This is a genomic window from Shewanella sp. KJ2020 (assembly GCF_024197625.1).
Lineage (GTDB): Bacteria > Pseudomonadota > Gammaproteobacteria > Enterobacterales > Shewanellaceae > Shewanella.
Window position 1 is genome coordinate 1 of record NZ_JAKUKD010000018.1, and the last position, 15,333, is coordinate 15,333.

Annotated in this window: 15 protein-coding genes; all 15 read left to right on the plus strand. The window is 50.8% G+C overall.

The window, feature by feature from the left end; translation table 11 throughout:
- Window positions 1-538 precede the first annotated feature (538 nt).
- The 15 genes from MJO46_RS10995 to MJO46_RS11065 are packed head-to-tail and all read left to right on the plus strand — an operon-like array spanning window position 539 to window position 15,329.
- Window positions 539-1,288 (plus strand): beta-ketoacyl synthase chain length factor, encoded by a 750-nt coding sequence (locus MJO46_RS10995; RefSeq protein WP_253989347.1) that lies wholly within the window; start codon window positions 539-541, stop codon window positions 1,286-1,288.
- Window positions 1,281-2,138 carry a 1-acyl-sn-glycerol-3-phosphate acyltransferase gene (locus MJO46_RS11000; RefSeq protein WP_253989348.1) on the plus strand — a complete coding sequence of 286 codons (858 nt, stop codon included), beginning with the start codon at window positions 1,281-1,283 and terminating at the stop codon, window positions 2,136-2,138. Before MJO46_RS10995 ends, MJO46_RS11000 begins: the two co-directional genes overlap by 8 nt.
- The gene (locus MJO46_RS11005) at window positions 2,125-2,379 is read left to right on the plus strand and encodes a phosphopantetheine-binding protein (protein ID WP_253989349.1); all 255 of its coding nucleotides are present in this window, start codon (window positions 2,125-2,127) and stop codon (window positions 2,377-2,379) included. The genes MJO46_RS11000 and MJO46_RS11005 overlap by 14 nt, the downstream gene beginning before the upstream one ends.
- A 9-nt stretch (window positions 2,380-2,388) precedes the next feature.
- Window positions 2,389-2,637 carry an acyl carrier protein gene (locus MJO46_RS11010; protein ID WP_198781325.1) on the plus strand — a complete coding sequence of 83 codons (249 nt, stop codon included), beginning with the start codon at window positions 2,389-2,391 and terminating at the stop codon, window positions 2,635-2,637.
- A complete protein-coding gene (locus MJO46_RS11015) occupies window positions 2,637-3,185 on the plus strand; it encodes a hypothetical protein (protein ID WP_253989350.1) in 549 nt (182 codons plus the stop codon). Before MJO46_RS11010 ends, MJO46_RS11015 begins: the two co-directional genes overlap by 1 nt.
- Complete coding sequence (locus MJO46_RS11020; RefSeq protein WP_253989351.1) at window positions 3,182-4,546, plus strand: AMP-binding protein; 1,365 nt, start codon at window positions 3,182-3,184, stop codon at window positions 4,544-4,546. The genes MJO46_RS11015 and MJO46_RS11020 overlap by 4 nt, the downstream gene beginning before the upstream one ends.
- Window positions 4,539-4,952, plus strand: coding sequence for a thioester dehydrase (locus tag MJO46_RS11025; protein WP_253989352.1), 414 nt, complete (start codon window positions 4,539-4,541; stop codon window positions 4,950-4,952). The genes MJO46_RS11020 and MJO46_RS11025 overlap by 8 nt, the downstream gene beginning before the upstream one ends.
- Entirely contained in the window at window positions 4,946-6,802 is a 1,857-nt protein-coding gene (locus MJO46_RS11030) for a glycosyltransferase family 2 protein (protein ID WP_253989353.1), read from the plus strand. The genes MJO46_RS11025 and MJO46_RS11030 overlap by 7 nt, the downstream gene beginning before the upstream one ends.
- A complete protein-coding gene (gene hutH / locus MJO46_RS11035) occupies window positions 6,799-8,373 on the plus strand; it encodes a histidine ammonia-lyase (protein WP_253989354.1) in 1,575 nt (524 codons plus the stop codon). The genes MJO46_RS11030 and hutH overlap by 4 nt, the downstream gene beginning before the upstream one ends.
- On the plus strand, window positions 8,370-8,801 hold the full coding sequence (locus tag MJO46_RS11040) for a thioesterase family protein (RefSeq protein ID WP_253989355.1): 432 nt from the start codon (window positions 8,370-8,372) through the stop codon (window positions 8,799-8,801). The genes hutH and MJO46_RS11040 overlap by 4 nt, the downstream gene beginning before the upstream one ends.
- A complete protein-coding gene (locus tag MJO46_RS11045; RefSeq protein ID WP_253989356.1) occupies window positions 8,801-9,604 on the plus strand; it encodes an outer membrane lipoprotein carrier protein LolA in 804 nt (267 codons plus the stop codon). The genes MJO46_RS11040 and MJO46_RS11045 overlap by 1 nt, the downstream gene beginning before the upstream one ends.
- A 2-nt stretch (window positions 9,605-9,606) precedes the next feature.
- Window positions 9,607-12,021, plus strand: coding sequence for an MMPL family transporter (locus MJO46_RS11050; RefSeq protein ID WP_253989357.1), 2,415 nt, complete (start codon window positions 9,607-9,609; stop codon window positions 12,019-12,021).
- A 23-nt stretch (window positions 12,022-12,044) separates the two neighbouring features.
- Window positions 12,045-13,334, plus strand: a complete 1,290-nt coding sequence (locus MJO46_RS11055; RefSeq protein WP_253989358.1) for an NAD(P)/FAD-dependent oxidoreductase — start codon at window positions 12,045-12,047, stop codon at window positions 13,332-13,334.
- Between the two features lie 4 nt (window positions 13,335-13,338).
- Window positions 13,339-14,091: a DUF3261 domain-containing protein gene (locus MJO46_RS11060; RefSeq protein ID WP_253989359.1), complete on the plus strand. Its 753-nt coding sequence runs from the start codon at window positions 13,339-13,341 to the stop codon at window positions 14,089-14,091.
- Between the two features lie 38 nt (window positions 14,092-14,129).
- Complete coding sequence (locus tag MJO46_RS11065; protein ID WP_253989360.1) at window positions 14,130-15,329, plus strand: beta-ketoacyl-[acyl-carrier-protein] synthase family protein; 1,200 nt, start codon at window positions 14,130-14,132, stop codon at window positions 15,327-15,329.
- Window positions 15,330-15,333: the final 4 nt, after the last annotated feature.

Consider the following 15,333-nt stretch of genomic DNA (forward strand, 5'->3'; position numbering starts at 1 on the left):
CTCTGGATCCATCATCTTCATCATAATCGCCTCGAATATTTAGCCCTAGACGATCTGATCACAATGCGGGGAATGAGTTCAAAAAAAATCCCTGAGCATTGTTCAGGGATTTGTGTATGAGAGACAGCCTTAGTGCGCCTTTTTGATTAATTTGACCCAGCCGAACTAAATCGTTTCGAATTGTAGGCCACTTTATAGGGCGAGCAGGGCATAGGTAAGCAGGCCCTCTGCGCCATAGTGAGCATCGCATAGCGATACCCTGCGATGTAGCATCATTAGGAGCAGTTATTTAGGCATACAACACTGAAAAGAGTGTTACTCAAGTGTGATTCACCCGAGCTTGATTGCATTTTATTAACCCACATTAAGCAAATGGCTTCATAAAAATGGAGGGCTTAGTGTAGAATGGCGCCCACTAAATGGCGGATTGAACGCGCTATATCCAACGCGTAAATAGCCAATGACCGCTCCATTCACCATAGTGTTAACTTAGTTAGGGATAACTAAGACAGCTGCAAACTAGTGTCGAGGCAAAGTAGTGCAACTAACATTCAGCATTCTCTCCTGGGGCGCATGGACGCCTCTATATCCGCATAGTGATAGCTGGCAAAGTTGGTGCGAAAACTCGGCTGCCTCCAGTCTCGATACAACTCCGTCAGACACCGCACTTTCAGAGAGTTCGGCCCCGGCACTCAAACAAGTGCCAGCCATGCAGCGTCGCCGTTTTAGCCGTTTGACTAAGATGATGTTAGAGGCGGGTTTTCAGTGCAATGTGGCACCAAACTGCCGCTCGATTTTTGCCTCGCGCCACGGCGAGTTGCCACGCACTATTGGACTACTCGAAGAGATTATCGCCAAACAAGCCTTATCTCCCTTAGGCTTTAGCCAATCGGTGCACAATACCGCCAGCGGCATTTTCGGCATAGTAACGGCCAATACCGCGCCGTCGACCTCAATAGCTGCGGGCACAGAAACCCTGTCACAGGCCATGGTTGAAGCCTTCGTCCAATTAGCTCAATCGCCAGAGCCATTATTGCTCGTGTTCGGCGATGACCCTGTGCCACCTGTGTACGATGAATTTACCCAAGAAACTGAATTGCCTTTAGCTCTGGGTTTACAGCTCGCGCCCTTCAATGCCCCCGCGGCGGCCAAGCTCACTGTGAGCCGGATTGCAGCTTCAACAGAGTTAACCCCTCTGACCTATGGCGCATTTATCCACGCCCTTGCGACAGCGCAAAATATTTCTGGCTGCCTGTCCCAATGGCATTGGAGCCTAGAGCATGTCTAACCCGGCGCAGAGTCCGCAAAAGTGTTTTGGACTCAATGTGGCCTATGCGACGCCAGAACCTCGCCGCGAAGGACTACATTATCTCCCCCGATGGCTCGGTGGCGTGAGTTGTTATATTGCCTTTGGCTTAGGCGGTTTATTAAGTTCCTTGACCATTTTGCCGCTACTGCGTTTTTGGCCAGGCACCCCCGAGGCGCGAATACTTCGAGTGCAAAGGGCAGTGCATCTGATGTTTAAAGGCTTTGTCGCCATGCTTACCTGGGCGGGCGTGATTAAGGTCAGCCGCCACGGCGCGCAAAAATTACATGATGCCAAAGGTGTTATCGTTATTGCCAATCACCCCAGCTTAGTGGATGTTGTAGTGCTGATAAGCCTAATGCCCAATGCGGGTTGCATAGTTAAACAGGGGCTGTGGCGTAATCCATTTTTGCGCGGCGTGGTGTCCTGCGCGGGTTATATTCCCAACCGCGGCGCCGAATTGATGTTAGAGGATTGCCGCCAAGTGCTCGCTCGGGGCACCAATTTGATTATTTTCCCCGAGGGGACGCGCACGGTTTTCGGCGCGACTATTAACCACTTTGCCCGCGGCGCAGCCAATATTGCCTTAAGGGCAGAAGCCGATATTTTACCTGTGGTTTTACGCACCAATGTCCGTGGTTTGACAAAGGAGCAACCTTGGTATGAGATCCCAAGGCAAACAATGGGAATGGCCGTTGAAATCGGCGCAACAATTTCTCACCAAAAGTACCCAGCGGCTTTAGGTGAGCATGCAAAAATGGCCCGGCAACTCACGCGGGATCTTGAACATTATTATAAACAGCAACTCGAAAATAATTATGAACTTAAATAATGAAATTAAACAGTTAATCATCGACTGCCTCGACCTCGAAGACGTCAGTATTGATGATATTGAGACAGATGCGCCGCTCTTTGGCGAAGGTCTTGGTTTAGATTCCATCGACGCCCTCGAACTTGGTTTAGCCATCAAGAAAAAATTTGATGTCAAAATCGAAGCGAACTCGGATGCCACTAAAGCCCATTTTTACAGTGTCGCCAGCTTAGCGCGCTTTATTGAAGCCCAGCGCCCATAGGAGAGGAATATGCAAAATCGTGAACAAATCCTCGCCATGTTGACCACTATTTTAGTGGACGAATTTGAAATCGATGCGGAGGCGATTACGCCCGAGGCCAATCTGTATCAAGAACTCGATCTCGACAGTATCGATGCCGTCGACTTAGTGATTAAGCTGCAGCAACTGACGGGAAAAAAGATCCAACCCGATGAATTTAAATCAGTTCGCACAGTCAACGATGTAGTCAATGCCATAGAAGGGTTAGTTAAAGGCTAATGCGAGTCTTGCTACAGGGCTTAACCGCCCTCACAGTGCTGGCCTATCCGGTTGCCGTGTATTTAGGGCTCAATTATTTGCCCGCTGGCACCATAGCACTCGTGCTGTGTTTGTTACTGATAGTGCGGTTAATGCTTCAAAAGCAAAGAGTTAAGACATTGGTTTTACCACTTTTAGTGGGGATTGCTCTCACGGCGGGCAGTTATCTTGCCAAGCGCAGCGACTGGCTGCTGTATTATCCTGTGGTGATAAATCTGACTATGTTGGTGCTATTCAGTTATTCACTGCACCGTGGGCCTAGCATGATCGAGCGTTTAGCCCGCTTGAAAGAACCCGATTTACCGGATGAAGCCATTGGATACCTTAAAAAAGTCACCCTACTCTGGTGCGGCTTATTTATCTTCAATGGCACTATGGCGGCTTACACCGCAGGCTTTACTAGCTTAGCAACCTGGACCTTGTATAACGGTTTGATTGCATACGTACTCATGGGACTGCTCCTCGGTGGGGAATGGTTATATCGCAGCTTTTGGTTGAAGAAAACATGACACAGCTACTCAAAAACTGGTTAACCCAAGGGCCATTTGCCCAACAACTGATCAGCTTTAATCACCACGATATAGTCACTGGTGCATTATTTACCAATCAGGTGGCGTATTTTTACCAGCAACTGCTCAAAGCTCCCGAGAAAAAATGGCTGCTCGCCAGTGATACCAGCGATCTATTCGCCGTGGGTTTGTGTGCCGCGCTATTAGCAGGCAAAGAGATCATTCTGCCAGCCAATACCCAAACCGGCACCTTGAGCGAGTTAACCCACCAGTTTGAAGGTATCTTGTCGGACAAGCCCCTGTGCGAAAGTCAGGCTTTTATTCTGCTGAAAAAAGAGCTGAGCCTACCGAGTCAAATCTGGCCCGTGAGCGACAACCTAGGCGAGCTAGTGCTCTTTACCTCAGGCAGCAGCGGCGAACCTAAGGCGATCCGTAAAACATTAAGGCAGCTAGATGTCGAAGTGTCAGTGCTCGAACAGACCTTTGCCGAACATTTGCCCCATTGCAGTGTGGTTTCCACGGTTTCCCACCAGCATATTTACGGCCTGTTATTTAAGATTTTGTGGCCGCTCGCCGCCAGTCGGCCGTTTTTAAGCGAGCAGATTGAATACCCAGAAACCTTAAGTTATTACACTGCCTTACTGCCAAACCTGTGTTTGATCAGTAGCCCTGCCCAGTTATCGCGCTTGCCAAAAGCCTTAGAACACGAGCGCCAACTGCGCTCGCCTAGCTTAGTGTTTAGCTCCGGCGGACCATTGAGTTTTGCGGCGGCCAAGGGTGTCAACCAATGCTATGGTCACCTGCCCATCGAAATTTTTGGTAGTACAGAAACCGGCGGTATCGCCTATCGCCGTCAACATGAAGCCGATGAACCTTGGCAAGTATTTGACAAAATATCGATAGACCAAGATCCGACCGATGGCGCCCTGCTACTGAAATCGCCCTATTTGGCCGACGATGAATGGCTGCGCTGCGAAGATAAAATCGAACCGACCGAAAATGGCCAGTTTAGGCTCAAGGGGCGACTCGATCGCATCGTTAAGATTGAGGAAAAACGCCTGTCGCTGGCGCAGATGGAAACGTTGTTGTGCAGCCACAGCTATGTCGAACAAGCCGCGCTGGTGGTACTGCCGCAGTTTAAATCCCAACTGGGTGCGGTCGTAACCCTCTCGGCGCTTGGCCGCAGTGTGCACCAAGAACAGGGTAAACTCAGCATTAACAATGCCCTAAAAGCACATTTACTGACCCAATTTGAACGCGTCACCCTGCCACGCCGCTGGCGTTATCCCGATATTTTGCCGCTGAACACTCAGGGTAAGCGTGTCACAGCTGAGTTAATTGAGTTATTTGACCATGATTAAATCAAGTCTACCGCCGATCCTGCATTCCAATATCGGCATTGATACCATTGAATTTCGCCTCCTTGTGGCGGCCGACCTTGAGTATTTTAACGGCCATTTTCCCGAACAGGCCGTGTTGCCGGGCGTGACACAATTAGATTGGGCAGTGCGTTTAGGCTGCCAACATTTCGGTTATTCAGAGGCGGTCGCTAACTTAGAAGTGCTTAAATTTCAGCAACTCATACTGCCGGGCCAAGAAGTCACCTTAAGCATTAGCAATAATGCCGCTAAGGCAAAACTCACCTTCGCCTATAGCGATGGTGACAACCGCTACGCGTCAGGCCGTATCGCCTTTGAAACCTCGCCATTGGTCAATCAGTCTACAGATACCACTAATGCCAAGAGTAACGGAGCGAGCCAGTGTTAACGCCACCCAGCGACCTTGTTGAGTCGGCGCCCATTAAGCTCGCCTTAGTGATCCCCAATTACAATCACAGCGCCGCGATTGCCCAGACCTTGGCCGAACTCGCCCAATTTAATCTGCCCTGTTATTTGATTGATGATGGCAGCAATGATGAAACCCGTTATCTGCTGCAATCCTTAGCCCAAACCTATCCTTGGGTGACGCTGCTGCAACATCCCTACAATCGTGGTAAGGGCGCCGCCGTGATAACAGGGCTGCGCCGCGCCTACCGCGATGGCTTTAGCCATGCGCTGCAGGTCGATGCCGATGGGCAACATAATTTGGCCGATATTCCGGCTATGGTAGCAAGGGCGCAGGCTAAACCCGATGCGTTGATCTCGGGTAAGCCTGAGTACGATGAATCCGTGCCTAAGGGCAGGCTTTATGGACGCTACTTAACCCATTTTTGGGTGTGGGTCGAAACCTTAAGCTTTGATATTCAAGATTCTATGTGTGGCTTTCGCGTTTATCCCTTAGCCGCCACCGAGCGATTACTCTGCCAGCAAGCCTTAACGGAACGAATGGATTTTGATATCGAAATCCTCGTTAAACTCTATTGGCAAGGGGTGGAGACTTTATTCCAGCCGACTAAGGTGATTTATCCCGAAGGCGGCGTCAGCCATTTTCAAGCTGTGGCCGACAATGTGCGCATTACTAAACTGCACACTCGGCTGTTTTTCGGCATGCTTAAACGCCTACCTTGGCTGTTGCAGCGTAAATCGCAGCGACAAGCCTATATTTCAGATACCTCATCGAAGCCGCAAACAACTGCGACCACCCATTGGTCGGGCATGAAGGAACGCGGCAGCTACTGGGGCATCAAATTGTTAGCCGAGAGCTATCGTATTGGCGGCCATTGGTTGTGCCGCGCCATTATGTACCCGGTAATTTGCTATTTCTTCCTCACAGGCAAAGTCACCCGTAACGCCTCGTTAGATTTTCTGCGTCGCGTACAAGTACTTGAGCCGCAACATCCTAAATTGAATCGGCCCGTTGGCTGGCGCGATAGCCTGAATCACTTTTTAGCCTTTGGTAATGCCGCACTCGATAGAATCGATGCCTGGTGCGATCGCATCCAATTGAGCCAGGTGGATTTTCCCGATCGCCAAGTGCTAGCGGGTCAACTCGAAAGCGGCAAAGGCGCAGTGTTACTGGTGTCGCACCTTGGCAATTTAGAACTTTGCCGCGCGATTTCCATCCACCAGCGCAAGGTCAAAGTCAACGTCATGGTGTTAACGAGCCATGCGGAAAACTTCAATAAAGTACTCAAACAGTTAAACCCAGATAGCACGCTTAATCTTATTCAAGTGACCGAGCTTAACCCCGCCACGTCTATGCTATTGCAGCAAAAGATAGACGACGGTGAATTAGTAGTGATCGCGGGTGATAGAACCTCATCCAATACCCAAGGGCGTGTCATATACGCACCCTTTATGGGCCAAGATGCACCATTCCCACAGGGGCCGTTTATTTTGGCAGGCTTACTCGATTGTCCGGTGTTTTTAATGTTTTGCCTACGGGAACAGGGCCGTTATCGGGTGCATTTAGAGCACTTCGCCGACACACTTAAGGGCCCACGAGCGGGCAGAATGGACAGATTACAGCAAGCAGTGAATCGCTATAGCGAACGTTTAGAATACTTCGCCAGACGCGAGCCTTTGCAATGGTTTAACTTTTTTGATTTTTGGCGTAAAGACAGCGAGTTCCAACGCGCTCCATCGCAGTTAGTACGGCCTAATCCGTTACCGACAACTTCAGCATCATCGCCGATCCCAGAGCAGGATCATAAGACAGACAGGACACAGCATTCATGAGCCACACCCAAGCAGCCGACTCCGAGAGTCAATCAGACCTACAGACTGTTGAGTTTGGCCGTCAATTTCTCACCTTAGAACAAGTGGTTGCCGTCGCCAAGGGCGCGCCAGTCAAGCTCTGTGACGATGCGGATTATCAAACATATATCCAAAAAGGTGCGCGCTTTATCGATAGCCTGCTGCACGAAGAAGGCGTGGTCTATGGCGTAACCACAGGTTATGGCGACTCCTGCACTGTCAATGTCAGCTTAGATCTGGTCCACGAATTGCCACTGCATTTAACCCGCTTCCACGGCTGCGGTTTAGGCGAGACCTTAAGCATAATGCAGGCCCGCGCTGTGATGGCTTGCCGTTTAAACTCCTTAGCCATTGGCAAATCTGGCGTGACCTATGAGCTATTAAAGCGCATCGAAACCTTGCTCAATCTCAACATAGTGCCCGTCATCCCAGAGGAAGGTTCGGTCGGTGCCAGTGGTGATTTAACGCCGCTATCGTATTTGGCCGCCGTATTAGTCGGTGAGCGCGAAGTGATTTACCAAGGTGAGCGCCAAGCGACAAAAGATGTGTACGCTAAACTCAACATCACCCCACACGTACTGCGCCCAAAGGAAGGCTTAGCCCTGATGAACGGCACCGCCGTGATGACGGCCTTGGCCTGTTTAGCCTTCGATCGCGCCCAATATCTTGCCCGCTTAAGCAGCCGCATTACCGCTATGGCTTCGTTAACATTAAAAGGCAACTCGAACCATTTTGATGAAATCTTATTTGCCGCCAAACCGCATCCAGGGCAAAACCAAATCGCGACTTGGATACGGGAAGATTTAAATCACCATGAACATCCACGTAATTCTGACAGGCTGCAGGACAGATATTCCATCCGCTGCGCACCGCACATTATCGGCGTGTTGCAGGATGCGCTGCCGTTTATGCGTCAGTTTATCGAAACCGAAGTCAACAGCGCCAACGACAACCCGATTGTCGACGGCGAAGGCGAGCACATTCTCCACGGTGGCCATTTTTACGGCGGCCATATCGCCTTTGCGATGGATTCACTGAAGAATACTGTGGCCAACTTAGCCGATCTTATCGATCGCCAAATGGCACTGGTAATGGACCCTAAATTTAACAACGGTTTACCCGCTAACCTCTCGGGTTCAACCGGCCCGCGCCGCGCCATCAATCATGGCTTTAAAGCGGTGCAAATTGGCGTGTCGGCGTGGACGGCAGAAGCGCTCAAACACACTATGCCCGCCAGCGTGTTCTCACGCTCGACCGAATGCCACAACCAAGACAAGGTCAGCATGGGCACTATCGCCGCCCGTGACTGTATGCGTGTGCTGCAATTGACCGAACAAGTCGCTGCGGCAGCCCTGCTCGCCATGACCCAAGGTATTGGCCTGCGTATCGCCCAAAATGAGCTGAACGAAGCCTCGCTCACTCCCTCATTAGCGAAAACCCTCGCCCAAGTGCGCGCCGATTTTGAGACCTTAATTGAAGATAGGCCGCTCGAAGCCGTGCTGCGCCAAACCATAGCGAAAATCCAAGCGGGTGAATGGGAAGTGTGCCGATGAAATCATTGCTCACTATCGATATGGAAATGCAAATTCCCTTCCACGATGTGGATTCCATGGGGATCACTTGGCATGGCAATTACCTGCGTTATTTCGAAATAGCTCGCTGTAAACTGCTCGATGAACTGGGCTATAACTACCGCCAAATGCAAGCATCTAACTATGCCTGGCCTATTGTCGATTTGCAGATTAAGTACGTCAAAGCCAGCACCTTTGAGCAAAAAATCACAGTCCGCGCCGAGCTAGTCGAGTGGGAAAACCGTTTAAAGATCAATTATCAAATTCGCGATGTCGAAACCGGTGCGCGCATCACTAAGGGTTATACCATTCAGGCGGCGGTCGATATGAGCACTCAAGAATTGTGCTTTGTTACCCCAGATGTGTTCCGTGACAAAATAGCCACCCTGCTCGCCAAGGTGGAAGACTAATGACCCCCTTGTTGACGAAGAGCCCTGTACTGGCGAAGTGTGCATTATTTCTCTGCTTAGCTTTTGCTTTGATAAGCAGCCAGCCACTTAAAGCAGAAACCTTAGCAGAGCCCAGCGCTTATCAAGCACTCTTTAGCCAAAGTGCGGATACCGCGCAGCTTGTCGCCCTGAGCCAAAAGCTTAACTTGGGCGAAACGGTGCGAGGCCAGTTTGTGCAATCTCGGCAATTAAAGGTGCTCAAAAAACCGTTAATCAGCCAAGGTCAGTTTATCTTCGACAAAGAGCAAGGACTGATTTGGCAGCAGATAAAGCCCTTCGAATCCCTGCTGATTTTAAAAGATAAACAACTGATCCAGCGCGATAGCCAAGGTCGAGTGCAAGTCAGCAAGGCCGATGCCTCGGCGAGCGCTGCCGCTATGGGGGATTTATTACCCAGCCTAGTGCGCGCTATGCTCGGCGGGGATATTTCCGGTTTAAGCGAGAACTTCGAGCTGCACTTCCTCATCACAGACAAGTTAAGCACAGACAAGTTTAGCCCTGAGAAGTTAACCCCAGAGAACTTGAGTCCAGGCAGCCAATGGCAATTAGGCCTAACGCCCAAAGATCCCTTAATGAAAAAAGCCATCGCCAATATGGTGTTAGAGGGTAGCGATACCTTGCAATCCTTAGTGCTGCTGAGCGCAGCGCCGAGTGTGACACCACAGGATATGACCCGCATCGACTTTAGTGCGCTTTCCCAAGGTAAACTCAGCGAAACCGAATTGGCGCAGTATGCGTTAGCTGATAAGGCGAATAAACCTTAGCCATGGCCAACTTCGCCGCGCGCGCCACTCAAGCGCTAATGCAATCATCCCCTAAATGGCGCCTCGCCATTTGGTTGCTATTGATGCTATGTGCCAGTCTATGGACGTTGCAACTCTGGCAAAACGGCGCACGGGTGCAGAGCGATATTCTCGCCATGCTGCCACATTTACAGCAGGACAAACTCACAGAACGCGCCCTTAACCAAGTTGAAGCAACGCTCGCCGACCAAGTCTATATAGCGCTTGTCGCCAAGGATGAAACCACGGCAATCGCTGCGGCTAAGCTCTTGATGCAAAAGCTTGCAGCTGACCTTATTGCTACTGGCAGAAATGCTGCACTCACAGAGATTCGCAGCGCCGATATGCAGCTTGGCGAAGCCTTGGGGCAATTCTATTTCCCCCACAGATTTAAATTACTGACAGCGCCGCAAGCCGAAGCGTTAGCCAGCCAAAATATTGAAAGTCTGCTTGAAGCGGCCACGGCGCAACTTTACAACGCCTTCAGTTACGCCAATAGCAACTTGCTCGCCCAAGATCCGCTGCTGTTATTCCCCGCCAATTTACTCGCCCTCGCACCGAGTTCAAAAGTCAGAGCCAGCCAAGGTATTCTGCTGGCTAATCAAGGCGATAATGTTGCCGCTGTCGTCATGGCAAAAGGGCGAGAAAGCGCTTTTAATCCCAATGCGCAATTAGCGCAGATGACGGCATTAACAGCGGCCTTGGATGCAGTTGAAAAAAACTATCCAGATATCAATGTGCTCAAAGCTGGCGCCCTGTTCCACGCGATTGCGGCAACGCAAACGGCTAAGAGTGAAATCTCGATCCTTGGTCTTGCCTCCTTACTTGGGGTGATTGCCTTAGTTTGGCTGGCATTTCGTTCCGTAATGCCACTACTGTTGGCAATTGTGACTATTTCCAGCGGACTGTTGCTGGCGGTAACTTTTACCCTGAGCGTGTTTGGCGAGCTGCATTTACTCACCTTAGTGTTTGGCACTAGCTTGATTGGCATTGCCATCGACTACAGTTTTCATTTTTACTGCGAGCGCCTAAGCGATAGCGAACGCAGCGCAAAGGCCACAGTAGCGTATATCTTCCCAACGGTGACGCTCGCCTTTATCACTAGCGCCTTGGCTTATGTGGGTATAGGTTTAGCGCCGTTTCCCGGCATGCAGCAAGTCGCCATCTTCTGCGCCGCTGGGCTGCTCGGGGCCTATCTCACCCTCATTCTCGCCTATCCACTGTTAGCGGGCAGTCGCTTGCCTGAAGGCTCCCGCCCATTAGCACTCGCGGGGAAGTACCTTGCTAATTTAACTAAGTTATCCAACAAATTGACCACGCCGTTAGGCATGGGCCTATTTGCTTTAGTGATAGTCGTCTGGTGTCTGGTTGGCGTAACCAAGTTAACCGTCGATGACGATATTCGTCATTTACAGCAAAGCCCCGCGAGCGTGACTGAACCTGAAAATCAGCTCAGGCAGCTACTCAGCGGCGGCACAGATAATCAATTCTTATTGGTACGTGCCCCGAGTGAAGAAGCGTTGCTGCAACAGCTTGAGCGAGTGTCGCCCATGCTCGATGCCGCTATTGCGAACCAAGAGTTAGGCAACTACGTCAGCCTCAGCCGTTATCTGCCCAGCCATCAAAGGCAAGACACGGCTTACCGCTTACAGGATGAAATCTATCAAACTCAGTTAGATACTGTGCTCACAACACTTGGGTTGGATGAGAACCTAAAACCAGAGCTGCAAGCAAGCTACTTAGCGGCTAAAGACCAATATATCGACCCTGCGGATTTCTTTAAGCTAGAAGCAGGCAAGCAACTCGCGCCGCTATGGCTAGCGCCGAATGACAAGGCCACCGATTATGATGCTGAGCATGGCGCCATAGTCCTCCTTGGTGGCATTCAGCAGATCGATGCGCTTAAGGCGCGCTTTGCCTCAGATGAAAGCGTACAGCTTATCGATAAAGTCGCGGATATCTCCGCCGTCATGGGCCATTACCGACTGTTAACCCTAAAGCTGTTGGCCCTTGCTCTTGGCATAGCACTCTTGTTGTTTAGCCTGAATTTTGGCATTAAAAAAGCCACGGTTGTGGTTGCCGTACCCGCACTTGCGGCCTTGCTGACGCTGGCAACCTTAGGCTTAACGGGCTCGCCACTGAGTCTGTTCCATGCACTCGCACTCATTTTAGTGTTCGGGATTGGCATAGATTACAGCTTGTTTTTTGCCTCAGCCCAAAACCACGGCAAGGCGGTGATGATGGCGGTGTTTATGTCCGCCTGCTCAACCCTATTGGCCTTTGGTTTACTCGCCTTTAGCCAGACCCAAGCGATTCATTACTTTGGTTTAACCCTGTCGCTGGGTATAGGTTTAACCTTTTTACTTTCGCCACTGATTTTAACGACTAAAAAGTCCTGATAACCACAAGGAACGTACTTTACATGTCTACACCCGCTCACGCTTTATCGGCTATGCCAAATTCACTTGCCGTCGATGTCGCTATTATCGGCGCAGGACCTTCGGGCGCCATCGCCGCCAGCCTGCTGCACCAACAAGGTAAACGCGTGCTGGTGTTAGAGAAACAGCATTTTCCTCGCTTTTCCATCGGCGAAAGTTTACTGCCCTGCTGTATGCAATTCATCGAAGAAGCGGGCATGTTAGAGGCACTCAATGCCGCCGGATTCCAGCATAAAAATGGCGCCGCCTTTCGCCGCAATGGGACTTATACCACCTTCGACTTTACCGATAAATTTACCCCAGGGCCGGGCACCACATTCCAAGTGCAAAGGGCAAATTTCGACAAACTACTCGCAGATACCGCTGCAAGTTTTGGGGTGGAGATCCGTTACGGAGAAACCGTTGAGGCAATAGATTTAAGCGCCAATCCGCGCTTAAGCGTGCGTAATGAACAAGGTGAGCTGTACCAAGTTGAGGCCCAATATGTGCTCGACGCCAGCGGCTTTGGTCGCGTATTGCCCCGCTTGCTCGGCTTAGAAACGCCATCTTCACTGCCGACCCGCAGCGCCATCTTTACCCATGTGGAAGACAACATCAGCGATCCAAGCTTCGATCGAAATAAGATTTTAATCAGCGTCCACCCTGAGCATAAGGACATTTGGTATTGGCTTATTCCCTTTAGCAATGGCCGTTGTTCACTCGGCGTGGTTGCCGAGCCGCAATTACTGGCGCGTTTACAAGGTTCCCTTGAGCAACAATTGATGAGCATAGTCAACGAAGAACCAGGGCTAAAAGCCCTGCTGGCAAATGCGAAAGTGGTGCAGGAATGCGCCACGCTCAAGGGTTATTCTGCCAATGTGTCACGCCTTGCGACCGACAAGTTCGCCCTACTGGGTAATGCGGGCGAGTTCCTCGACCCAGTATTTTCCTCCGGCGTGACTATCGCCATGCAATCGGCATCGATGGCGGCAAAATGTGTAACTAAACAACTCAATGGCGAAGCAGTTGACTGGCAAGCAGATTACTCAGCGCCTTTAATGCAGGGGGTGAATACCTTCCGCACCTATGTGCAAGCTTGGTATGATGGCCGCTTTCAGGACGTGATCTTCTATGAAGAACCGAACGAGCGTATCAAGCAAATGATTTGCTCGATTCTGGCGGGTTACGCTTGGGATCTTAATAATCCCTTCGTTAAAGACTCCGAGCGCCGCCTGAATATGATAGTCGAACTGTGCCAACAACAGGCGCCAATCCCAGAGTTCGACGAGGAATAACCCTATGTCGCTAAACGTTAACGCAAAATGGCGAGTCATCCCCGCGCTATTGCTCGCAAGCCTTGGGCTGGCGGGCTGTAGCGAACTGCTATTTAGGCAGACCTGTGTCGCGCTCGCTAAGGACACGCGTTATTGTTTGGCGCCACTGCCCCATAACTTTGCCCCCGCAGCCGATAAGCCTCTAACGGAGCCGACGGCGAAACCCGCCGACATTAGCAGCCCACAAACCGACAGCAAAACAAGCGACTCCTCACCCCAATCCTTTAGCCAAAAAGTCAGCATTAAGGTGGGTGATGAGTCCCACGAACTGCTCACTCATTTGGAGTTAGAGGGCGAGCGCATGACACTCGTTGGCTTAGCGCCACTCGGTCAGGCGCTGTTTACCTTAGTTTATGATGGTAATACACTCAGGAGTGAACAAAGCGTGCTGCTGGGGGACAGTTTTAAAGCCGAGTATTTAATGGCGATGATGCAACTGATCTATTGGCCCGAGCAGAGTATTCGCGCCCATTTAGAAGGTGGTCATTTAGTCATAGGCCTTTGCAAAACGGTTGCTGAAACACTGAACAACGCCCAAGGGAGTACTATCCCCTGTCGCCAGATTTATAGCCAAGATCCCTTAGAAAGTAACAGTACCGAGCAAGCACAGGTTTTACAGATAAATTACCGAGAGGGCACGGGCGATATGCTCTGGCAAGCCCATATCAATTTGACCATGCCACAGGCAAAGTTTGAGCTAGAAATACAACCCATTTAATCACTTAATAGATTTAGTCGCTGGATAAACGATACGCAATGAAGAACAGAGTCGCCATTACACAGATTGGATTGTGTACCCCGCTAGGGCAAGATCCCCAGCAGGTTTTAGACCGCCTGATCGCAGGTGACACTAGCGCGATGCTGCGCAGTGACACTCTCCTGTTCGAGCGCCCAACCTTAGTAGCGCCAGTGACGACAGCGCTACCGGCGATTGCTGAAAAACTCATCAAGTTCGACTGCCGTAACAACCAATTACTGCTGTGCGCCGCACTGCAAATTGCCACCACAGTTGAACAAGCAAAACGGGATTTTGGCCATGCCCGCATTGGCGTAGTGATCGGCACTAGCACCTCTGGCATATCTAAGGGCGAAGCGGCACTTGCGTATCGAAATGAACACGGCCACTTTCCCGCGGATTACCACTATTTTCAGCAGGAGCTCGGCAGCACCAGCGACTTTTTGCGCCAATATTTTGAGCTCGATGGCCCTTGCTACACGATTTCAACCGCCTGCTCCTCCAGCGCCAAAGTCTTTGCCAGCGCCAAACGCCTATTACAGGCTAACCTCTGCGACATGGTGATTGTTGGCGGAGTCGACAGTTTGTGCCAACTCACAGTCAATGGTTTTCACGCCTTAGAATCAGTCTCAAAGGGCCACTGCAATCCCTTTAGCATCAACCGTGATGGCATCAATATCGGCGAAGGTGCGGCGCTTTTCGTGCTGACGTTAGGCGAGTCCGAGATCATGCTCGCGGGTATTGGCGAGTCGAGCGATGCCCATCATATTTCGGCGCCACACCCCGAAGGTGCAGGTGCCATCGCAGCCATGCAAGCGGCGTTGCAGGATGCAAATATTACAACAAAAGATATTGGTTACATTAACTTGCACGGCACAGCCACCCCTAAAAATGATGCGATGGAAAGCCGCGCTGTGGTTGAAGTGTTTGGCGTTAACACGCCGCCCTGTAGCTCGACCAAACCTTTAGTCGGCCATACCTTAGGTGCCGCTGGCGCCATTGAAGCCGCCTTCTGTTATTTATTACTGTCAGCATATAATCACAGCCAAGCCCTGCCGCCCCATCAATGGGACGGACAAGTCGATCCACAGGATCCGCCCATTGCCTTGGTCGAGCGCCATCAAGTCGCCGCTAAGGGCACGCTTAATTATGTGATGAGCAATTCCTTCGCCTTTGGCGGCAGTAATGCCAGCCTGATTTTTTGCCGTAGCGAGACCTAAAATG